Genomic DNA, 21,380 nt, shown 5'->3' with positions numbered 1-21,380 from the left:
CCGGCCACCACGCGCCGTCCTGCGCCCCCTTACCGCCGCGCAACCTTACGGTAACCACATGGGCAGTTCGCCAGGCTAATCTGCTGACCGCCCAGGAAGATCACGAGGCGACGCGACCAGGGGGCCGACCGGATGGCACGGGGCACGACGACAGCGAGGGCCTGCCTGATGGCCCTCACCGTCGGCATGCTCGTCCTCCAACTCCTGGTCAAGGGCGCCCCGTCCGCGTCCGCACACCAGCCGGTGACGCACACCGGCGGCCCGGTCGCCACCTGCGACGCCACCGAGCTGCCCCGGAGTTCGTCCCACCACTACCTGCCCCGTGACCGGTACCGCGCGGAGGAGTACGTGCCCGACGGCATCGTGCGCGGGGCCGCGTGCCCGTGGCAGGTCCAGGCCGGGGACCCGGGTGTCGCGCCGACGGCGGGCGCCGGGGAAAGGTCCCCGCACCGCCAGCCGAGACGGGCGGCCGACTCCCTCCCCGTCATACTCCAGGTCTTCCGCTGCTGAGAGCGCCCGAGGGCAGGAGCAGTTTCCCCGCGTCTTCGGCGCACCCTCCTGCCCGCCTTCCGTGACACTCCGCACGTGTAGGACTACGCGCCCCGTACGGGGGCGCGCTGGAGGTATGCGCTCGTGAAGCGTTTGGTACCGCGGCAGGACTTCGCCGCGTCTCTCGTCGTGTTCCTGGTCGCCCTGCCGCTGTGCGTGGGCGTGGCCGTGGCGTCCGGCGTCCCGGCCGAACTGGGCCTCGTCACCGGCATCGTGGGCGGTCTGGTGGCCGGTTCCATGCCCGGCAGCAGTCTGCAGGTGAGCGGGCCCGCGGCCGGGCTCACCGTGCTCGTGTACGAGGCCGTGCAGGCGTACGGCCTGCCGGTGCTCGGCGTCATCGTGCTCGCTGCGGGGCTGCTCCAGCTCCTCATGGGCAGCCTGCGCCTGGGCCGCTGGTTCCGGGCGATCTCCGTAGCGGTCGTCGAGGGCATGCTCGCCGGGATCGGCCTCGTCCTGATCGCCGGGCAGCTCTACGCGATGGCCGACACACCGGCGCCCGCGTCGGGTATCGACAAACTCGCCGGACTGCCCGGGCTGTTGATCGACTCGGCCATCTCACCGAACGCGCTCACCGCGCTCGCCATCGGCGTGGGCACGGTCGTCGTGCTGCTCGGCTGGAAGCGGCTGCCCAAGGCGGCCCAGGTGGTGCCTGCGCCGCTCGCCGCGGTAGGGCTCGCGACACTCGCGGCCGCCGGGTTCGGGCTGCCGGTCGCGCGGGTCGAGGTACAGGGTCTGATGGAGTCCGTACAGCCGCCCGGCGCCGACGCGTTCGGACAGCTCGCGAGCGTCGGGGTCGTCGGCACCGTCCTCGCGTTCACCCTCATCGCCTCCGCCGAGAGCCTGTTCAGCGCGGCCGCCGTCGACCGGATGCACGACGGGCCGCGCACCTCGTACGACAAGGAACTCATCGCGCAGGGCGCCGGCAACACGGTGTGTGGGCTGCTCGGCGCGCTGCCGATGACGGCGGTGATCGTGCGCAGCGCCGCCAACGTCCAGGCGGGCGCCCGCACCAAGGCCTCCCGGGTCCTGCACGGTGTGTGGCTGCTGCTGTTCGCGGCGCTGCTGCCCGCCGCGCTCGGCGTGATCCCGGTCGCCGCGCTCGCGGCCGTCCTGGTCCACGCGGGCGGCAAACTGATCCCCGTACGGCAGATCGCGGGGCTGTGGCGTGACCACCGGGGTGAGGCGCTGGTGCTGGTCGTCACGGCGGTGTCGATCGTCGCGGTCAGCATGTTCGAGGGCGTGCTCGTCGGCCTCGCTCTCGCGGTGGCCAAGACGGCGTGGGAGGCCTCGCACGTGCGGCTCGACGTCATAGACAAGGGGGCCGGGCCGATCCAGGTGTATCTGACGGGCAACGCGACGTTCCTGCGGCTACCGAAGATCCTCGACAGCCTGGAGGCGCTGCCGCAGGACCGGCCCGTCGTGCTCGACCTGTCCGGTCTTCACCACCTCGACCACGCCTTCGGGACGGCGCTGCGGAACTGGGCGGACCGGCACAGCGGCGCCGGCACGGAGCCCGTCAAGGTCACCCCGGGCCAGGCCACTCCGGGGGGCTGAGACCGGCCTTCGCGGCGCGCTACGGCGTGATCGCCCCGAGCAGGGCCCGCGCGCACAGGTCGCGCACCTGATCCCGTGACAGCTCCGGCTCGTCGAGCCACTCGAGGCACACGGCCACCAAGAAGGCCAGCCAGCCGCGTACGGCGAGCCGGAGCACGGGGGATTCGCCGTCGATATGGGACCGGTCGGGGTCGGCGGCGAGCGCCTCGACGATCTGGCGCTCCTGCGCGGCCAGGCCCTGCCGGTACACCTCGCGCACGGCCGGGTCACCCGCGGCCTCGGCCCGGTGGAAGGCACGGAAGCCCTCGCCGTGTGCCTCCACATAGCCGAGGAACGTCTCCAGGCCCACGGTGATCTGGTCGCGCACGGGGATCCCGGGAACGGCCGCTGTCAGGCGCAGCATCCGCTCGCTCTCGCGCTGGACGACGGCGGCGAAGAAGTCCCGTTTCGTCGGGAAGTAGTGGTAGAGGAGCCCGCGCGAGACGCCGGCGATCTCGGCGACCTGCTCGATCCAGACATCGTCGTACGTGCTCTGTGCGAACAGCCGCGCGCCCACGCTGAGCAGCTGCTCGCGGCGCTCCTCGGTGCTCAGCCTGCGGCGCGTGCGCTCCTGCTCCCTGGCGGCCATGGCAGCACCTTACTCGCATTACTTGACGTGAATTCAATAGCGGGACCACACTGGGGAGCGTATTGAACCGACGTATAACAACGGTCGGGTACAGGCACTCTCTACGTCCAACAGGTGGGGATCATGGCTCAGTTGACGCGGCCGGCGACGGACTCGACACCGCCGAAGGGCTTTCGCAGTGCCGAGCTCGGCTGGCCCGGACTCGACCGGATTCCGCACCCGCCGCGACGCGTTCCCCTCGTCGGCGACATCCTCGGCGCGAACGTGCGCACGCCGGTGCAGGATTCGATGCGGATCGGCAAGGAACTCGGGCCGGTCTTCCGCCGCAAGGCCTTCGGGAACGAGATCGTGTTCGTCTGGGGCGCGCGGTTCGCCGCCGACATGGCCGACGAGTCCCGCTTCGCCAAGCATGTCGGCCTGGGCGTCGCCAATCTGCGGCCGGTGGCCGGTGACGGCCTCTTCACCGCGTACAACCACGAGCCCAACTGGCAGCTGGCGCACGACGTGCTCGCTCCCGGTTTCGGCCGCGACGCCATGGAGGGCTACCACCCGCTGATGCTGGACGTCGCGGGACGCCTGACGGCGGCCTGGGACGCCCGGGAGGCGGCGGGCCTGGCCGTGGACGTGCCCGGCGACATGACGAAGCTGACCCTGGAGACGATCGCGCGGACCGGATTCGGCCATGACTTCGGGTCGTTCGAGCGCGAGCGGCCGCATCGGTTCGTGACCGCGATGGTCGGCACGCTGTCGTTCGCGCAGCGCCGCAACGTGGTGCCGCCGTCGCTCGCTCCTCTGCTCCTGCGGGGCGCGGAGCGGCGCAACGCCGCGGACATGGCGTATCTCAACCGGACCGTGGACGACGTCGTCGCCGCGCGGCGGGCCGCGTCCGGATCGCCCTCCGCCGGGCAGGGCGACCTGCTCGACCGCATGCTGGAGGTCGCCCACCCCGACACCGGGGAGCGCCTCTCCCCCGAGAACATCCGGCGCCAGGTCATCACGTTCCTCGTCGCAGGGCACGAGACGACATCGGGCGCACTGTCGTTCGCGCTGCACTATCTGGCGCACCACCCCGACGTCCTCGCGAAGGCGCGCGAAGAGGTGGAGCGCGTATGGGGCGACGCGGACGAGCCCGCGTACGAGCAGGTGGCCAAGCTCCGCTATCTGCGCCGCGTTCTCGACGAGTCCCTGCGGCTGTGGCCGACGGCTCCGGCGTTCGCCCGCGAGGCCACCGTCGACACGACGCTCGGCGGCACCCACCCGATGCGCAGGGGCGCTTGGGCGCTGGTCCTGACATCGCTCCTGCACCGCGACCCGGAGGCGTGGGGCGACGACCCGGAGGCCTTCGACCCGGACCGCTTCGCTCCGGCAGCGGTGCGCTCGCGCGCCCCGCATGTCTTCAAGCCGTTCGGCACCGGGGCCCGTGCGTGCATCGGCCGCCAATTCGCCCTGCACGAGGCGACGTTGGTACTCGGCCTGCTGCTGCGCCGCTACGACCTGCACCCCGAACCGGACTACCGGCTGCGCGTCGCGGAGCGCCTGACGCTGATGCCGGAAGGCCTGCGGCTCAACTTGGGACGCCGCGCGAAGGTCCGTACGGACTGAGTTCGATCGACCGAGTTCGGCGACCGAGCACCCCTTCTCAGCCCTCGCGTCGAAGGCGAATTGTCAGACCCGTGCGCAAGAGTGGAGGCACATGTCTCCACATTCACGTCTTCGCCGAGCTGAGGGGCCCATCGACATGAACGCGACCAGGAATGCCGAACTCGCCGCGGCCCAGGCCTGCCTGCGCCTGCTGCACACCGCGCGCGCCGCACTGACCGGATGCGAGCCGGCGACCGCCGCCTCGCTGCTCGCCCTGCCGATCGCGGAGGCCGACGAGGCCCTGGACAGGGCGGGACTCATGGGAAACGAGGCCTGGCTGCTCGAGAAGCTGTACGACTTGGGAACGGAGACGCGTGTTCATACGTGAGGTAGGTGTACTCGTCCGTAGGTGAGGCACGTGCGTTCGTCCGTACGTGGCGTGCGTGCGTCTGATTCCCGCGTTCCCGCGTTCCCGCGACCGTTCAGGAGAGCTCCGTTGACGATCCCACCCGTGGTCCCGCACCGTATCGACCCGGCCGGTGGCTGCCCGCACGCGGCGAACGCGCGACTGCTCGACCGGGGCGCCGTCGCTCCGGTCGTGCTGCCCGGTGACGTCGAGGGCATGGTGGTCCTCGGCCACGACGCCCTCAAGGACTTCCTCGCGCACCCCGATGTCGCCAAGAGCGCCCGGCACTTCACCGCGCTGGGCGAGGGCCGCATACCCGACGGCTGGCCGCTCATGACGTTCGCGACCGTGCAGGGCATGACGACCGCGGACGACGAGGACCACCGGCGGCTGCGGTCGCTGGTGAGCCGGGCGTTCACCACGCGCCGCGTCGAGGCCTTGCGGCCGCGCGTCGAGGAGCTGACCGGCGAGCTGCTCGACGGGCTGGAGGCGGCCGCCACGGAGGGCGAGGACATCGTGGAGCTGCGGCGGCGGTTCGCGCTGCCGCTCCCGATGAGCGTGATCTGTGAACTGCTCGGTGTGGACGAGGAGTTCAGGGGCCGACTGCACCATCTGTCGGGCCAGGTCGTGGCCACCGACATCGGCCCGCGCGAGGCGGTGGCCGCCAACCGTGAGCTGGTCTCCGTGCTCGCGGCGGTCGCCGCGTCCCGGACGAGCCGGCCGGGCGACGACCTGACGAGCGCGCTGATCGCAGCGCGCGAGGAGGACGGCGACCGGCTGAGCGAGCAGGAGCTGATCGGCACCCTGCTCCTCATGATCATCGCCGGGCACGAGACGACGCTGAACCTGATCACGAACGCCGTGCGCGCCCTGTGCGCCCACCGCGACCAGCTCGACCTCGTCCTGTCGGGCGAGGCGTCCTGGTCCGACGTGGTGGAGGAGACGCTGCGCTGGGACAGCCCCGTCAGCTACTTCCCGTTCCGCTACCCGAAGCGCGATGTGACGGTGGACGGCACGGTGATCCCCCGGGGCACCCCGGTGCTCGCGGGCTACTCGGCGGCGGGGCGTGACCGGAGCGCGCACGGCCCGGACGCGGACCGCTTCGACGTCACGCGCGCCTCGGCCGCCCGCCATCTCTCACTGGGCCACGGCCCGCACTACTGCCTGGGGGCACCGCTGGCCCGTCTGGAGGCCACCGTCGCCCTGGAGCGCCTGTTCACCCGTTTCCCCGACCTCGATCTGGCCGCGCCCGACGCGGAGCTCGCGCGTAAGGCGGGCTTCGTGGGCAACAGCGTCGACCAACTCCCGGTGCGCCTGCGGCCGGTGGCCGGGCCGGCCTGACGGACGGCTCCTCAGGGTTCCTGGTCCGCTGGTCCTAGGCCGCGCGACCTGGGCCGATACAGTCCCTCCGCCCGTGGCCCAGGTCCGCCCGGCCCTCCAGACTGGCCCTATGGACGCCTCACGCACCGACGCCTATCTCCGCCGCATCGCGACACCGCGCCCCGCGGCGCCGACCGCAGAAGCGCTGCGCACCCTGCACCTCGCGCACCAGCGGGCGGTCCCGTTCGAGAACCTCTCGATCCACCTGGGCGAGGGCATCTCCATCGACGAGGACGCGATCGTCACCAAGCTCGTGGACCGCCGCCGCGGCGGCTTCTGCTACGAGCTCAACGGCGGGTTCGCGGCGCTGCTCACCGCGCTGGGCTTCGAGGTGTCCCTGCTCCAGGCCCGGGTGTACGGCAAGGAGGGACACCTCGGCATCCCGTACGACCATCTCGCCCTCCGCGTCCGCACCGTCGACGGGGCCGCTCTGCTCGCGGACGTCGGTTTCGGGGCGCACAGCCACTTCCCGCTCGACCTCGGTGAGCGCGGGGAGCAACGGGATCCTGGTGGCATCTTCCGGATCGCCGAGACGAAGGACGGCGACCTGCGCGTGTCCAAGGACAGGGTGCCGGAGTACCTCCTCGAGCAACGCCCGCGGGAGCTGGGCGACTTCGAGGTCGGCTGCTGGTACAACTCCACGTCGCCGCAGTCCACGTTCACGCGGTCGCTGGTCTGCTCGCTGGTCACGGACGAGGGCCGGCTGACCCTGAGCGGCCGCACGCTGAAGACGACGGCCGGCGGCGAGCGCCACAGCACGGAGCTCACGTCCGACCGGGAGGTGCTCGACACGTACCGCGAATCGTTCGGCATCGATCTCGACCGGCTGCCGACGGATCCGACCGCCTGAATCCGGCCCTCCGGCTCGGCAGCTCTCCGGCTCGGCGTCTCTCCGGTACTCCGGCTCTCAGCCGTCGGCGGTGTGTGCGGCGACGGTGCGGTCGAGCGCGGGGGCCAGCCAGCCGAGGGTCAGCTCCGCCCGCCGCGCGAGCCACTCGGGGTCGGTGTCGGCCGGGCCGCCCTTGTACCGTCGGCGTTCGATGTCCGCCACGACGTCGGCGGGTGCGCCGAGTTCGGTGAGGACGGCGAGTGCCTCGGCCTTGCTGATGAGGGTGCCGTCGCGCAGGGTGACCGTCGCCCGGGCCAGGACCATCAGTCCCAGGTCGACCCAGACGTTCTCCAGCCACAGCTCGGGGCGTCCGGTCCTGGGCCGCCAGTAGCCGGCCAGGTCGGCGAGGATGTACTCCCTGAGCGTGCGGTCGTCCACCGGCGGCAGAGTGCCCGCGATCGGGTCCCCGTGGAGCACGCGGCCGAATGTGTGGAGTTCGCGCCGGGTGATGGGCGTGACCGTGCGGGCGTAGGCATCCCGGTGGGCCCAGGTGAAGTGCGTACGGTCAGGGTCGCCGAGGTCGCCGTGCGGCATGTAGGAGCAGTGGAGGTGTGCCGCGAGGGGCAGTTCGGCGTCGATTCCCTCGTGCAGCGTGGTGAGCCGTGTCTGCTCGTCCGGCTTGAGCGGGTGCGGGACGACCGCGACGAGGTCGAGGTCGCTGCGCCCTTCCTGGTAGTCCCCGCCGGCGAGCGACCCGTGCGCCCACAGCGAGAACGGGGCGAGCAGCGCCTCGCGGAGCCCGGTCAGAAAGCGGGCGAGCAGGTCGGACGTGGCCGCCGGATGTTCCTCCGCTGTGGTCATCCGGTCAGTGTGCCAGGAGTCAACTGGGCCTGCACGGCTGATCCGTAGCGTTCGGTGATCTCTTCGATGGGCGCGGAGCGCACATGGGGACCGCGCGCGATGCCGTACATGACGCCGAGGCCGAGGAGCAGGGAGACGGCGAGTTCGGCGCGCAGGCCCGCGTCCGGTCCGCGCAGGCGCTCGGCGAGGCGGTCGCTTACCTGGGTACGGAAGTTGGCGCGGAGGATGTCGCCCTGTTCCCCGTGGAGCGGGGCGAACACGATGCGCAGGATGGGATCGGCGCCGTGCTCGGACTGGCCGGTGAGGAGGTGGCGCACCATGTGCCGGCCGAGGTCTTCCAGGGGCGCGTCGAGGAAGACCTCCACGTCCGCCTCGAAGTTCATGACCTGGGAGAACAGGGCGTCCTTGTTGCCGAAGTACTTGAGGATCAGCGGGGCGCTGACCCCGGCGCGCTCGGCGACGGCCTTGAGGGTGATGTCGGTGTGCGCGTGCCGGGCGAGGAGGTGGCGGCACGCGCGGATGATGGCGGCCTTGGTCGCCTCGGCGTCGCGGCGTGCCGGCTCCGAACGGTGGTCGCCGGTCACGCCGGAGGCGGACTGCGCCTCGGCGGATGCCGTCGGGGCCGGGCTCGTCACGGGGTCACGCTCCTTCGAGGGCCTTGTCCGTCCGCGCGGTCGTGCCGCTGACGGACCCGCGCCCTCCATTGTCCGCCGCGTCGGCGGGGACGGTGAACGCCGCCGCTATGACCACGAGGGCGACCGCACCCGCCATGACGAAGGCCATCTGATACCCGCGCAGCGAGGGGAAGCCGGCGCCGGTCGCATGGTGGACGAGGATCGCGGCGACCGCTGCGCTGGAGACGGCCTGGCCGATGGTCCGCATCAGGACGTTCACGCCGTTCGCCGACGCGGTCTGGCCCGCGGGCACGGCCCGCAGGATGAGGGTGGGCAGCGCCGAGTACGCGAACGTGGTGCCGGTCGACACGATGGCGGCGCCCAGGACGATCACCCACAGGTCGCGGCTGTCGGCGATGCGGACGACATAGCCGAGCGCCATCGCGGCGCCGCCGATGGCGAGGCTCACGCGGGGGCCGCGCGCGGCGGAGACGCGGGCCGACACCGGCGAGAGGAGCAGCATGATCACGCCGTTGGGCAGCAGGCACAGACCGGTCTGCACGATGGAGAGGCCGAGCCCGTAGCCGCTGGACCTGGGCGCCTGGACGAGCTGCGCCGTGACGAGCGAGTTGGCGTAGAAGGCGAATCCGGCGATCAGGGCGGCGAGGTGCGGCAGGCCGACGCGGCGGCCGACGGCGAGCCGGAGGTCCACCAGCGGACGTTCGGCCCGCAGCTGCTGCCACGACCACAGCGCCAGGATCACGACGGCTCCGGCGAACAGGCCGACCACGCGGGCGCTGCCCCAGCCCCACTGGCCGCCCTGCGACACGGCGAGCAGCAGACAGACCAGGCCGCCGGCGATCCCGGCCGCGCCGAGTGTGTCGAACCGGCCCGGTTCGCGTACGGGCGACTCGCGCACGGCCCAGCAGGCGAGGGCGAGGCCGAGCGCGCCGAGGGCGCTGGTCGCCCAGAACATGACGTGCCAGTTCGCGTACTGGATGATCAGGGCCGCCAGCGGCAGGCCGAGCGCGGCGCCGATGCCCACGGTCGAGCTCATGAGGGCGACCGCGGATCCCGTGCGGTGGGGCGGGAGTTCGTCGCGCAGGATGCTGATGGAGAGCGGGACGACCGCGGCGGCCGCGCCCTGGAGCGCGCGGGCCGCGATCAGGACGCGGATGTCGGAGGTGAGCGCGCACAGCACCGACCCGCCGGTCATCAGGCCCAGCGCGAGCAGCAGGACGCGCCGCTTGCCGTACATGTCGCCCGCCCTGCCGAGCACGGGGGTGAGGACGGCGCCGGCGAGGAGGGTCGCGGTGACCGTCCAGGAGACCGCCCCGGGTGAGGCTCCGGTCAGCCGGGGCAGGTCGGGGAGCAGCGGGACCACGACGGTCTGCATGACGGCCATGAGGATGCCGCCGAAGGCGAGGACCGGGATCGTGAGCCGGCCGCGCAGGCCAGGCAGCGGGGCTGTTTCGGGGCGTATGTCGGGGCTTATCGCGGGCTCCATGAGCGCTCCGGTGGACGCCTCGAGGGCGGGGGAGGGAGGTGGGGTGAATTTCTATTCACCTACGTGGTGAATCAGTATTCACCAGAGCGCTCGCATCTGACCAGAACGCACGGACAAAGTCCCGCACACCCGGCACAAGCCCCGGCATCTCCGCCCACACCCTCAGCTCAGCCCTCGAAACCCCGGTCCTCAGCCCGTCGCAGCCTCCCGCACCGCCTCGACGAACCCTTGGAGGGCGGGCTGCGTGGGGGCCGTGTCGCGGGTGGCCGCACAGATCACCCGGATCGGCTCCGGTTTGCGGACCTTGCGCAGGACGATGTCGGGGTGCCGGTTCCTGAGGCCCATCAGAGGCATGAGGCCGATACCCATTCCGGCGGCGACAAAGCCCTGGGCAGTCGCGTAGTCCTGGCTCGCGACCGAGAAGTCAGGGCTGAATCCGGCGGCGGCACAGGCGTCGCGGACGATCTCGTGACAGGGGCCCGCGACGCCCTCGGTGTCGACCCAGGGTTCGTCGGCGAGTTCGGCGAGGTCGATGACGCGCCGCTCGGCGAGCGGATGGTTCTTGGGCAGGACGGCACGGTAGGGGTCGTCGGCCAGGTGGCCCATGCGGATCCCGGTGGGCGGCACATCGCGCGTGCGCACCACGACGGCCACGTCGGCCCGCCCCTGCCGCACCTCGGGCAGCGGATCCTCGGGGTCGGTCACTCTCAGGTCGACGCGCACGCCGGGGTGCCGCTCGCGCAGGCGCGCCACGGCGGGCGCCACGAGCGCGGCTCCGGCGGTGGCGAAGTAGCGCACGGCGAGTGTGCCGGTGCGGCCGTCGCGCAGGTCGGCGAGTGCGGTCTCGGCCTCGGCGACCTGGCGGCTGATGGCGTCCGCGTACTGCGTGAGCAGCCGCCCCGCCTCTGTGGCCTGCACTCCTCTGCCGACGCGTTCGAGCAGCGCCGTGCCCGCCTGTTTCTCCAGGGCGGCGACCTGCTGGCTGATGGCGGACGGCGTGTAGCCGAGGTTCGCCGCCGCGGCGGTGACCGAGCCGCTGGTGACCACGGCGCGCAGGACCTGCATACGTCGCACATCGAGCATGTAGGAGAGGTTAACAGTAGGTCCAGGACTTTTCACTTGTCCTGTTGAGTCAGGTGAGGGAGCGTACGAAGCCAGGACGACGACGAACGGGAGGTGCGTGGTGTTCGGTGGACGCGGCGCGGCGGTGCGGATGGGGGTGCTCGCGCTCCTGTGGGGCTCCGGGTTCCTGTGGATCAAGTTGGCGCTTCAGCACGGGTTCTCGCCGGTGCACATCGTCGTGGTGCGGTGCGCGCTCGGCGCGGGCGTCCTGTTCGCGCTGAGCCGGGCGACCGGGCAGCGGCTGCCCCGCGACCACCGCACGTGGGGCCGCCTCGTGGTCGCCGCGTTCTTCTGCAACGCGGTCCCGTTCGCCCTCTTCGGCTTCGGCGAGCAGACCGTCGACTCGGGCGTCGCCGGCGTACTCAACGCCACAACTCCCTTGTGGTCACTACTGATCGGCGTCGCCCTCGGGTCGGAGCGCGGTCTGCGACCGCTGCGGCTGACGGGTCTGCTGCTCGGCTTCGCCGGTACGTCGCTGATCTTCGCGCCGTGGCAGCGAGCGGGCCTCGCGAGCTGGGGCGCGCTCGCCCTGCTCGCGGCCGCGGCGAGCTACGCGGTGGCGTTCGCGTACATGGGGCGCAAGCTCACCGGGCCCGGTGTCCAGCCGATCGCCCTGTCCTCGGCGCAGTTGACGACCGCGACGGCACTCAGCGTGCTGGCGCTGCCCTTCGGCGATTCGCCCTCCTCCGATGTCGACCTGACGGGCGTCGTCGCGGTGGCGGTCCTCGGGATCTTCGGCACGGGCGTGACGTTCTACCTCAACTACCGTCTGATCGCGGACGAGGGCCCGACGAGTGCGGCGACGGTCGGCTACCTCCTGCCGGTCGTCTCGGTGGCGCTGGGCTCCGTCGTGCTCGGCGAGGACCTGTCGGCGCGGGTGGTGGCGGGGATGGCGGTCGTGCTGGGCGGCGTCGGGATGACGCGAATGGCCTCGGCCCGAAAGGGAACGCGTGAGGCCTCCGGCACGGCGGCCGTTCCTGTTCCCTCCGCCACACGCCAGCCATACTGCCGACCATGACTTCTGCAGCCACCACCCTTCGCGTCGGGCTCGTCGGCACCGGCACCTGGGCCTCGAAGACGCACGCCGCCGCTCTGCGCGCCCACCCGGAGACGGATCTCGTGGGCGTCTGGGGGCGCAGGCCCGAGGCCGCGGCCGAGGTCGCCGCCGCCCATGGGACGCGGGTCTTCGAGGACGTCGACGCGCTGTTCGCGGCGTGCGACGCGGTGGCGTTCGCGGTGCCGCCGGACGTGCAGGCACCGCTCGCCGCACGGGCCGCCGCCGCGGGCTGTCATCTCCTCCTCGACAAGCCGCTGGCCACGTCGGTGCCCGCGGCCAGGGAGGTCGTGGACGCCGTACGAGCCGCGGGGGTCGCGTCCGTCGTGTTCTTCACGCTGCGCTTCGCGACCGTCACATCGGACTGGCTGGCCCAACAGGCCGCCGAGGGAGACTGGTTCACGGGCCGGGCCGACTGGTACGGGTCCCTGTACACCCCCGGCGACACGTCGGAGCTGACCGCGTCCCCGTGGCGGGTCGGGCGCGGCGCCCTGTGGGACGTCGGCCCGCATGCTCTGTCCGTACTGCTTCCGGTGCTCGGGGACGTCACGTCCGTGACGGCCGCGCGGGGCCCGGCGGACACCGTGCATCTGGTCCTTGCGCATGCGTCGGGCGCGTCCGCCACGGCCGCGTTGAGTCTGACGACTCCGGCGAAGGCGGCGGGCGTCGACGTGGAGCTGCGGGGGGAGTCCGGCATCGTGGCGATGCCGACGGGCGGTGCGTCGGTCGACGCGTTCGGCGTGGCGGTCGACGCGCTCCTGGAGTCCGTGCGCACGGGCCGGCCGCACGCCTGCGACGCCGCTTTCGCGCTGCGCGTCACGGAGATCCTCGCGGCGGCGGAGGCCCGCCTCGCGTCATCCGGCGGCGAACCAGGCCCCGGCGAGTGAGTCGAACGTCGCCTCCGGCGGCGCGGGCAGTTCCCGCAGGTACCAGGGCAGATCGCTGTACACGTGCAGAAGTGTGTACGCCGTCACGGTGCGGGCCGCGAAAGCGCGGCCGTACGCCTCGGTGAAGCGGGTCATCAGGCGCGGGTCGGCCCGGGTGACGAACAGGCCGACGGCCACGAAGTCGTAGGCCGGGTCTCCGATCATGGCGGGCTCGAAGTCGAGGAGTCCGGTCAGAGTGCGGTTCCGGGGGCCGACGACGAGGTGCTGACGCATGAACTCCGTGTGCAGCAGAGCGCGTTCGGGCCCGGACGGCAGCGTGACGGAGTCGAGGAAGGCGGGGATCTGCTCCAACCAGCCCTCCGTGAGACCGTGTTCGCGCTGCTGCTGTACGGCGCCCGCGCGCTGCTCGCCCACAAACGTGTCCCAGTCCCCCGGGCCCACCGCTCCGGCGAGGGGCGTGGGGTCGAGGGCGTGCAGCGCGGCGAGGCACGCTCCGGCCTCCGTGACGATGCGATCCTGGTCGGCGCGCGGGATGTCGGGCCAGGCCACTGCCAGGTCCTCGCCGGGCAGCCGGGACATGAGGATGTAGTGCCACCCGTTCTCGTACGCGCCCGCGGAGCGGACCTCGGGGGTGGGCACGGGGAGCCTGCCCTCGAGGTGGGCGAGGACCCGGGCCTCGGTGACGCCGTCCTCCGCCGAGGCCGCCGGGAACAGCTTCAGGACATGCTCGTCACCGACGGCGTAGACGGGCCGGGAGCCCGCTTCGTAGCGCGTGAGCGGGAGGCCGGCGAGGCCGAGCCGGGCGCAGAGGTCGTCCGCTCCCCGCCGCATGACCGCTTCGTCGGGGACCACGGCGTCCCATTGCTCGTCGGTTTCCACGAGGGGCAGCATGGTCCGCACCCTAGGACCGGGCCCGGCGGGCCTCAACGGGGTTTCGGCGCCCGGCGGAAAGACCCTAGTGGCCCCGCGTCAGCATCGGCAGCAGCAGGGCGGCCGACCAGCTGAAGTTGGGCGAGTTGAGCGGGGCTCCTGTCGTCGGGTCGTAGTTCTCCATGATCGGACCGTTGCCGGTGAGGCCCGAGGCATGGGTGAGGAGCCGGTCCGTCAGGGCGTCCGCGTCCTTGTCGTAGCCGTACCGGCGCAGGCCGCCCAGGGCGAAGTAGGCCTGATCGAACCAGACGGGGCCGCGCCAGTAGGCGGTCGGCGAGAAGTAGGGGGAGCTCTTCGACACGGTCGGGAACGGGACGGCCGTCGCGAACTCCTCCGGGTCCGTGAGCTTGTCGCGCACGGCGCGGGCCTGCGCCTTGGAGGCGGTGCCGGTCCACAGCGGGACCGCGCCCTCGATGCCGCGGCCGCGGGCCGTGAGGGGGGCGCCGGTGCCGAGTGCCGTGTCGTGGAACCAGCCGTCGGCGGGGTCGTACATCGTCGTGCGGACGGCGGTGGCGGTCGTCGCGGACCGGCGCTTCCACCGCCCGGCGTCGGACCCGTGGCCGAGCGCACCCGCGATGCGCGCCAAATAGCCCTGGTCCGCGGCGAGATAGGAGTTCAGGTCGACGGACTCCTGTGTGAGGGAGTATCCGAGGAGTGTTCCGTCGGCCGCGTGGTTGGCGACGACGTCGGTGCCCAGGGCCGCGTCGAAGCGCGGCGCGTTGTCCATGCCGCTCTCCCAGGCCGCGGCGAGGCGTCGTTCCTCGGGCGAGTTGTTGGCGGCGTCGACGGTGGCGCCGTACTCGGCGAGGCCGTTGTGGTCGTGGTCGCGGTTGCGGTACCACCACGCCTGGTAGGCGGCGAGCTTCGGGTACATCTCCCGCAGGAAGTCCTTGTCGCCCGTCTTCGCGTACACCTCCCACACGGCCCAGGCGGCCAGTGGCGGCTTGGAGTTGCGTTCGTTCCAGTTGCCGCCGCCGCGCGCGGGGTCGTTGTAGAAGATGACGTCGGGGATCATCCCCGCGTCCTGGGGGCGGGTCGTGGAGTCGGCCCTGATCTGCCGGTCGAACATGGAGCGGATCTGCGACTCGGCGAGATCGGGCGCGAAGCGGGCGGTGCCGACGGCCTGTTTCCAGGTGTCCCAGGCCCAGATGCCGCCGGTGAACCACTTGTAGGAGATCGACGGCGTGATCCCGTCGTGCTTGATCTGCCCCGCCGCGCCGCGCCAGTTGGTGACGAGGGTCTCCAGGGACTTCACGGCTGTGCGCCGCCGGTCGGCGGGAACGCCCCGGGTCACGCCGGCGATGTAGCCGCGCCAGCGAGCGTCGCCTGCCGAGACGACGGCCGCCGGACGGTCGAGGACGTCGCGAACCTTCGCCTGCTCGCGGGTCCGCTCGGCAGTGGTGAAGGTGTAGGACTCGGTCCAGTCGAAGCTGTGCGACCGGCCCGGCGCGAGCGTCACCGGCTCGGTGGCCTCCGTACGGTAGGTGTCGCCGTCCACGGTGGTCCGGACGCGGTCCTTGTGCGTGACCTCGAAGCGCTCCGTGCCGTCGGTGAGGTAGTCCCAGGTCTCGCGGACCTTGGCGAAGTCGACGCCGACGCCCGAGCGGGTCGCGGTCAGCGAGGGCGCATCGCGCATCGGCCTGTCGGCCGGCCGCAGCAGGCTGCCCGTCCAGTCGGCGCCCAGGGTGCGGGGCACCGTGCCGGTGTTGCGGATCCGGGCGCGCACCAGGGCGCTGCGGTCGGTGGCGAAGCGGAGTTCGAGGCTGAGGGTGAGTCCGCGGCCGAGGTCGTACGTCTGGAGGAGCCGGCCGGGCAGCGATGTGAACCGCGGTGTGCCGCCGCCGGACAGGTCGAGGGTGCGGCCGTGTTCGGTGAGGCGGATGCGGCTGAAGGACTTGCTGAGCCACCAGGGGTATTCCTGGGCGATGTAGAGGGGCCCGGAGAAGCCGCCGTAGGCGTCCTTGTCCCCGGCCTTCGGCAGCGCGTAGGCGTGCCACGCCCCTCGATCGGCGAAGACCGTGATGGGGTTGTTGTCCTCGTCGTCGCCGGGCAGGGCGGCGGCCGGGGTGCCGTGCAGGTCGAGGACGTCGGCGTACGGGGGCGGCGGCGCCGGGTGCTGACGGGCGGAGGCCGCTTGCGGTGCGGCGAGGGCGCCGCCGGCGAGGAGGAGTGCGGTCAGCGCGCTCAGGTGCCGGTGTCTGATCACTTCTGGTTCTCTCCCGGGGTGTGGGTGGCGATGCGCAGAACTGCGGCGCCGAGCGGGCCGAGCGTGATGTGGCCGTGGACGGTGGCGCCGGTGAGCAGATCGGTGCCGCCCGCGTGGAAGGCGCCGGTCAGCGGCGTCCGAGTGTCGTGGTCGGTGTGGTTGAGGACGAAGAGGTACGTGGCGTGCTCGCCGGTGCGGACGGTTGCCTCGACCCCTTCGGGGACGTCGAGCACGGGTCGTACGCCGGCGGCCCTCAGCGCGTTGTCGAGGACCGCGCCGATGCCGTCGCCGAGGTGCGCGCTGACGTACCACGCGGTTCCGCTTCCGTAGGGGTGACGAGTGACGGCGGGACGGCCGGTGAGCTCTCCGGTCGCGTACGAGTCGACGACCTCTGTGTCGGGGCCTTCCGTCTCGAGCCACTCGCTCCAGAGGGTGGCCTCGGCGCCGGAGGCCAGGCGCACGGTCTCCCCGTCGGGGACAGGCCAGAACTCGTCGACGCACATGCCGAGTACGTCGCGCAGCGGTCCGGGCGCGCCCCCGTCGTGGATGTGGTCGTGACCGTCGACGACACCGCTGAAGGGGCCGCACACCAGGTGGCCGCCGCCGTGGACGTACGCGGCGATGCGTTCGGCGTTCTCCGGCCGCAGCAGGTGGAGGTTGGGGGCGAGGACCGCCCGGTAGCCGGTGAGGTCCGCGTGCGGGGGTACGAACTCGGCGGTGACGGCGCGGGTGTGGAGCGCCGCGTACCAGGGGCGCAGGAGGTCGGGCCAGCGCATGCGGGCCGAAGGGTGGTCGTCGGCTTCGAGGGCCCACCAGGAGTCCCAGTCGAGGACGATCGCCACGTCCGCCGGGGTGATGGCGCCGGTGACCTCGCCCAGCCGGGCGAGTTCGGCGCCGAAGCGGACGGTCTCGCGCCAGCCCCGGGAGGTGGTGCCTCGGTGCGGGAGCAGCGCGCTGTGGTACTTCTCGGCGCCCGCGCGGGAGGCGCGCCACTGGAAGTACATGATGCCGTCGGCGCCGCGGGCCAGGGCCTGGAGGGACCAGAGGCGTTGCAGGCCGGGCTTCTTGGGGACGTTGACCGGGCGCCAGCTGACCGCGGACGGTGCTTGCTCCAGGAGCAGCCAGGGCTTGCCACCCTTGAGGGAGCGCATCAGGTCGTAGTTGAGGGCGGCGTTGATGTGGGCGCGCGGGTCGGCGGGGTCCGGGTACGCGTCGTCGGAGACGAGGTCCTCGTGCTCGGCCCATTTCCAGTAGTCGAGGGCCTTGAACATCGACATGAAGTTGGTGGTCGCCGGGGTGTCCGGGCTCAGCTCGCGCAGCGCCTCGCGCTCGGCTCGGTGGCAGTCCAGGAGGGCGTCGGAGCAGAAGCGGCGCCAGTCGAGGAGCTGCGTCGGGTTGACCGGTCCCGGTGCGGTACGCGGTGGTTCGATCTCGTCGTAGGTGCCGTACCGCTGGGACCAAAAGGCTGTGCCCCAGGCGTGGTTGAGGGCATCGATCGTTCCGTAGCGGTCGGTGAGCCAGGTGCGGAAGTGGCCGGCGGAGCGGGCGCAGAAGCATTCGGTGACGTGGTCGCCGTACTCGTTGTGGATGTGCCACAGGGCGAGCGCCGGGTGGTGTGCGTAGCGTTCGGCGAGGGAGCGGGTCAGACGGAGGGCGGCGGCGCGGTACTCGGGGGAGGACGGGCAGTAGTGCTGGCGCGAGCCGAATTCGAGGCGTACGCCGTCGGCGGTGACCGGAAGGATCCCGGGGTGGGCGCGCACGAGCCAGGCCGGTGGTGACGCGGTGGCGGTGGCCAGGTCGACGGCGACGCCGTGGGCGTGCAGCAGGTCGAGGAGCCGGTCGAACCAGGCGAAGTCCCAGGTGTCCGGGCTGGGTTGGAGCCTGGCCCAGGAGAACACCCCGACGGTCACCATGGTGACGCCGGCCTCGCGCATCAGTTTCGCGTCCTCGGCCCAGATGTCCTCGGGCCACTGCTCGGGGTTGTAGTCACCGCCGTACAGGACCCCCGGGACCCGGGTGAGACGGCTCATCCCTTCACCGCCCCGCCGAGGAGTCCGGCCACGAACTGCCGCTGGAAGAGCAGGAAGAGGGCCATGAGCGGCAGCGTCGCGAGCAGCGAGCCGAGCATCAGGCCCGAGTAGTCGACGTGGGAGAGCCCCGTGAGGGTGTTGAGCGCGACGGGCACGGTGTACCTGTCCTCCGAGTTGAGCATGAGCAGGGGCCAGATGAAGCTGTTCCACTGCGCCATGAACGTGAAGATGACCAGGGCGCCGAGTTGAGGGCGCACGCACGGCAGGACGACCTGGTAGAAGGTGCGCAGCTCGCCGGAGCCGTCGATGCGGGCCGATTCGAGGAGTTCGTCGGGGAAGTCGACGAAGCCCTGGCGCATGAGAAGGATGCCGAAGGAGTTGGCCAGGAACGGCAGGATCACGGCCTGGTAGGAGTCGATCCAGCCGACGCTCGCCATCATCTGGAACAGCGGGACGAGCAGCACCTGGAACGGGATCATCATGGTGGCGAGCACGGCGCCGAGCAGCAGGCCCCGGCCGCGGAAACGGTACTTGGCGAGTCCGTAGCCGCACATGGCGGAGATCAGCGAGCTGAGCGTGGTGTGGACGACGGCGATGCCGAGGCTGTTCAACAGGACGCGGCCGAAGCCGATGGTGTCCTGGAGCCGCGCGAGGTTGTCGAGCAGGCGTCCGCCGGGCAGGAGCGGCGGCGGCGAGTGGAACAGGTCGGAGGTGGAGTGCGTCGCGGCGATCGCCATCCAGAGGAACGGCACGAGGCTGACGACGGCGCCGGCCGCGAGGAACAGCCGCACGGCGAGGCGGCCGAGGCGCCGGGCCGGGTGGACGCGTACGGGGGCCTGCTGGAGGGCGGTCACCGGCGGCGCTCCCTTCCGAAGGCGACGTACTGGAGGGCGGAGATCGCTGCGATGAGGGCCACGACGACCCAGGCGATGGCGGCGGCATAGCCGAAGTCGAGCTGCTGGAAACCGACTTTGTAGAGGTAGACGACCGGGGTGAGCGTCGCGTCGTCCGGGCCGCCGCGGGTGAGGACGTAGTTCTCGTCGAAGAGCTGGAGCGTGCCGATGGTGGAGGTGACCACGCAGAACAGGACGACGGGGCGCAGCTGCGGCAGGATCACCCGCGTGTACGTGGACAGGGTGCCCGAGCCGTCGATGGCGGCGGCCTCGTACTGCTCCTTGCCGATGGCCTGGAGTCCGGCGAGCAGGATGACCGCGTTGTATCCGGTCCAGCGCCAGGTCAGGGACGCGATCAGCGAAATGCGGGCCCAGGTGGGGCTGTTGAGCCAGTCGACCGGGCCGATGCCGACCGCGGCGAGCACCTGGTTGGCGAGTCCTCCGTCGGTCTTGAGGAGGACCTGGAAGACGACGGCGTACGCGACGAGTGTGGTGACGGCGGGCAGGAAGTGGACGGCGCGCCACGTGCCGCGGAAGCGCAGCCAGGACTGGTTGAGGAGGACGGCGAGGACGAGGGCGAGACCGATCATCACCGGGACCTGGACGACGAGGATGAGCCCCGTGTTGAGCAGGGACTCGACGAAGGCGGGGTCGTGGATCATGCGCCGGTACTGGTCGAGGCCGACCCAGCGGGTGGCGCCCGCGTCCTCGGTGGTGAAGCTCTGCAGGAGGCTCGCGCCGAGCGGATAGGCGAAGAAGAGCGCGAAGAGCGCGGCGGCCGGTCCGGCGAAGATCCAGGCGACGCGGCGCGGGCGCCTGCGGCGGGGGGCGGCAGGGGCGCGGGCGGGCGCGACCGGCCGGTCGTAGGTGGTCTGGACGGCCATCGGGCTACTTCACCCTCTCGCGTCCGGTGGCGGCGGCGATCTGGCCGGCCGCCGAACTCAGGGTGGCGCGGGGGTCCTTGCCGCGCAGCATCACGCCGTTGACGGCCGAGATCATGATGTCGGAGGCCTTCGCGTCGTCCTTGTTGTTCTCGACGGGCGGGATGCTGCGGGCGAGCCGGGCGAACACGTCGAGGGCCGCCTGCCCGCCGAAGTACTCCTGTTTCGCACTCAGATACGGGTCGTCGAGCGCCGGAAGATACGCCGGGAACAGGCCCTCCCGCTTCAGCATCGAGACCTGGTTCGCCTTGCCGGTGAGCAGGAACTCGATGAACGCCCAGGCCAGGCGAGGGTTCTTGCTCTGCGCGGGGACGCTGAGAGTGGAGCCGCCGATGTTCGACGTGCGGATGCCGTCGGCGGTGAATCCGGGCAGGGGGACTACGCCGAACTTCCCCTTCAGTTCGGGCATCTCCTCGGTGAGTGTGCCCGTCCACCAGGCGGCGGTGGGTGTGGTGCCGGCCTTGCCCTCCTTGGTGCCGGTGACGAGCCCGTCCCAGCCTTTCTCGTAGTCGACGAGCCCCTTGTCGTGCAGGGTCTTCATCAGCGTCATGGCCCGCACGGCCTCGGGTGTGTCGACGGCGACCCGGCCACCCTTGAAGTACGACTGCCCCTGCTGCTGGAGCAGCATCGGCAGGATGCCCGCGTCGGTGGAGTCCAGGATGAGCAGCTTGCGGCCGGTGGCCTTCTTGATCCGTACCCCCGCCGCCACATAGTCGTCCCAGGTCAGCAGGGATTTGGGGTCGACTCCCGCGGCACGGAAGTGGTCCGTGCGGTAGTAGAGCGCGCAGGGGCCGATGTCCCAGGGAAGGGCGAGGACGGCGCCTGCCTTGCCGGTGACGGTGCGCCACGCGGCGCGGTCGAAGTCGCCTCCGTAGCGGCCGCCGAGGCTCGTCAGGTCGTAGAACCCGCTCGGGAAGTTGGCTGTGTAGCGCGGCATGTAGCTGCCTTCGACCGTGAGGACGTCGGCGAGGCCCGAGCCGCCACGCAGGCCGACGGTGATCTTGTCGTAGGCGTTGTCGTAGCCGATGTCGACGACATCGACGGTGGTGCCGGGGTGGCGCTCCTCGAAGGTGCGGGCGAGGCGCTTCATGGCCTTGGCTGCAACGTCCCACGACCAGACGGTGATCTCTCCGCTGACCTCGTCCTTCCCGTCCCCCTCCTTGCCGCTGATGTCGCGGGTGCCTCCGCCGCCCGCGCCTCCCATGGCGCATCCGCCGACCAGGGACGTCGCCGCGGTCGCCAGACCTGTGACCAGAACTGCCCGTCGGGTGGGTCTCGTTGACACTCTTGCCTCCTGGAGCCTGAATGCCTAATGCTGTATTCAGAACACTGAATGACAGAGCTCGCCGTCAAGAGGTGTACACCCAAAGACTTTTGCTGCTGTGGTTCATGACTGACATGACTGCCA

19 protein-coding genes are annotated in these 21,380 nt (G+C 71.6%); 8 read left to right on the top strand and 11 right to left on the bottom strand.

The window, feature by feature from the left end:
* Window positions 1–132 precede the first annotated feature (132 nt).
* Complete coding sequence (locus ACWFR4_RS20835; protein ID WP_453468443.1) at window positions 133–510, top strand: hypothetical protein; 378 nt, start codon at window positions 133–135, stop codon at window positions 508–510.
* Window positions 511–633: 123 nt separating this feature from the next.
* A complete protein-coding gene (locus ACWFR4_RS20830; protein ID WP_453653845.1) occupies window positions 634–2,103 on the top strand; it encodes a SulP family inorganic anion transporter in 1,470 nt (489 codons plus the stop codon).
* Window positions 2,104–2,122: 19 nt separating this feature from the next.
* On the opposite strand, the gene ACWFR4_RS20825 is transcribed toward ACWFR4_RS20830, so the two are convergent.
* Window positions 2,123–2,731 carry a TetR/AcrR family transcriptional regulator gene (locus tag ACWFR4_RS20825; RefSeq protein WP_453468445.1) on the bottom strand — a complete coding sequence of 203 codons (609 nt, stop codon included), beginning with the start codon at window positions 2,729–2,731 and terminating at the stop codon, window positions 2,123–2,125.
* Between the two features lie 123 nt (window positions 2,732–2,854).
* On the opposite strand from ACWFR4_RS20825, the gene ACWFR4_RS20820 reads away from it, so the two are divergent.
* From ACWFR4_RS20820 to ACWFR4_RS20805, 4 genes are all read left to right on the top strand, one after another.
* A complete protein-coding gene (locus ACWFR4_RS20820; protein ID WP_453653843.1) occupies window positions 2,855–4,333 on the top strand; it encodes a cytochrome P450 in 1,479 nt (492 codons plus the stop codon).
* Between the two features lie 136 nt (window positions 4,334–4,469).
* Entirely contained in the window at window positions 4,470–4,700 is a 231-nt protein-coding gene (locus tag ACWFR4_RS20815; RefSeq protein ID WP_453465681.1) for a hypothetical protein, read from the top strand.
* 108 nt (window positions 4,701–4,808) lie between these two features.
* A complete protein-coding gene (locus tag ACWFR4_RS20810; RefSeq protein ID WP_453653841.1) occupies window positions 4,809–6,059 on the top strand; it encodes a cytochrome P450 family protein in 1,251 nt (416 codons plus the stop codon).
* 109 nt (window positions 6,060–6,168) lie between these two features.
* Window positions 6,169–6,948 carry an arylamine N-acetyltransferase family protein gene (locus tag ACWFR4_RS20805; RefSeq protein ID WP_453653839.1) on the top strand — a complete coding sequence of 260 codons (780 nt, stop codon included), beginning with the start codon at window positions 6,169–6,171 and terminating at the stop codon, window positions 6,946–6,948.
* Window positions 6,949–7,005: 57 nt separating this feature from the next.
* On the opposite strand, the gene ACWFR4_RS20800 is transcribed toward ACWFR4_RS20805, so the two are convergent.
* The 4 genes from ACWFR4_RS20800 to ACWFR4_RS20785 form a co-directional block, all read right to left on the bottom strand.
* A complete protein-coding gene (locus ACWFR4_RS20800; protein WP_453653837.1) occupies window positions 7,006–7,788 on the bottom strand; it encodes a nucleotidyltransferase domain-containing protein in 783 nt (260 codons plus the stop codon).
* Window positions 7,785–8,423 carry a TetR/AcrR family transcriptional regulator gene (locus ACWFR4_RS20795; RefSeq protein ID WP_453653835.1) on the bottom strand — a complete coding sequence of 213 codons (639 nt, stop codon included), beginning with the start codon at window positions 8,421–8,423 and terminating at the stop codon, window positions 7,785–7,787. The genes ACWFR4_RS20800 and ACWFR4_RS20795 overlap by 4 nt, the downstream gene beginning before the upstream one ends.
* Window positions 8,424–8,427: 4 nt before the next feature.
* Window positions 8,428–9,909 (bottom strand): MFS transporter, encoded by a 1,482-nt coding sequence (locus ACWFR4_RS20790; RefSeq protein WP_453653834.1) that lies wholly within the window; start codon window positions 9,907–9,909, stop codon window positions 8,428–8,430.
* Window positions 9,910–10,098: 189 nt separating this feature from the next.
* Window positions 10,099–10,992 (bottom strand): LysR substrate-binding domain-containing protein, encoded by an 894-nt coding sequence (locus tag ACWFR4_RS20785; RefSeq protein ID WP_453465692.1) that lies wholly within the window; start codon window positions 10,990–10,992, stop codon window positions 10,099–10,101.
* A 130-nt stretch (window positions 10,993–11,122) separates the two neighbouring features.
* Between ACWFR4_RS20785 and ACWFR4_RS20780 the strand changes: the two genes are divergently transcribed.
* Window positions 11,123–12,049, top strand: a complete 927-nt coding sequence (locus ACWFR4_RS20780) for a DMT family transporter (RefSeq protein ID WP_453654028.1) — start codon at window positions 11,123–11,125, stop codon at window positions 12,047–12,049.
* The gene (locus ACWFR4_RS20775; RefSeq protein ID WP_453653832.1) at window positions 12,046–12,972 is read left to right on the top strand and encodes a Gfo/Idh/MocA family protein; all 927 of its coding nucleotides are present in this window, start codon (window positions 12,046–12,048) and stop codon (window positions 12,970–12,972) included. Before ACWFR4_RS20780 ends, ACWFR4_RS20775 begins: the two co-directional genes overlap by 4 nt.
* Here the strand turns inward: ACWFR4_RS20775 and ACWFR4_RS20770 are convergent.
* The 6 genes from ACWFR4_RS20770 to ACWFR4_RS20745 form a co-directional block, all read right to left on the bottom strand.
* A complete protein-coding gene (locus tag ACWFR4_RS20770) occupies window positions 12,940–13,863 on the bottom strand; it encodes a phosphotransferase family protein (RefSeq protein WP_453653830.1) in 924 nt (307 codons plus the stop codon). The genes ACWFR4_RS20775 and ACWFR4_RS20770 overlap by 33 nt on opposite strands.
* A gap of 64 nt (window positions 13,864–13,927) precedes the next feature.
* Window positions 13,928–16,108, bottom strand: coding sequence for an MGH1-like glycoside hydrolase domain-containing protein (locus ACWFR4_RS20765; RefSeq protein WP_453653828.1), 2,181 nt, complete (start codon window positions 16,106–16,108; stop codon window positions 13,928–13,930).
* Window positions 16,105–18,138 carry a beta-galactosidase gene (locus tag ACWFR4_RS20760; protein ID WP_453653826.1) on the bottom strand — a complete coding sequence of 678 codons (2,034 nt, stop codon included), beginning with the start codon at window positions 18,136–18,138 and terminating at the stop codon, window positions 16,105–16,107. The genes ACWFR4_RS20765 and ACWFR4_RS20760 overlap by 4 nt, the downstream gene beginning before the upstream one ends.
* Window positions 18,135–18,992: a carbohydrate ABC transporter permease gene (locus ACWFR4_RS20755; RefSeq protein WP_453653824.1), complete on the bottom strand. Its 858-nt coding sequence runs from the start codon at window positions 18,990–18,992 to the stop codon at window positions 18,135–18,137. The genes ACWFR4_RS20760 and ACWFR4_RS20755 overlap by 4 nt, the downstream gene beginning before the upstream one ends.
* Window positions 18,989–19,915, bottom strand: coding sequence for a carbohydrate ABC transporter permease (locus ACWFR4_RS20750; protein WP_453653822.1), 927 nt, complete (start codon window positions 19,913–19,915; stop codon window positions 18,989–18,991). The genes ACWFR4_RS20755 and ACWFR4_RS20750 overlap by 4 nt, the downstream gene beginning before the upstream one ends.
* A 4-nt stretch (window positions 19,916–19,919) precedes the next feature.
* Window positions 19,920–21,257 carry an ABC transporter substrate-binding protein gene (locus ACWFR4_RS20745; protein ID WP_453653820.1) on the bottom strand — a complete coding sequence of 446 codons (1,338 nt, stop codon included), beginning with the start codon at window positions 21,255–21,257 and terminating at the stop codon, window positions 19,920–19,922.
* Window positions 21,258–21,380 lie beyond the last annotated feature (123 nt).

Source organism: Streptomyces sp. NPDC055140 (assembly GCF_053607285.1).
The sequence above is the reverse complement of the archived record's forward strand: the minus strand, read 5'-3'. Positions and strand labels throughout refer to the sequence as shown.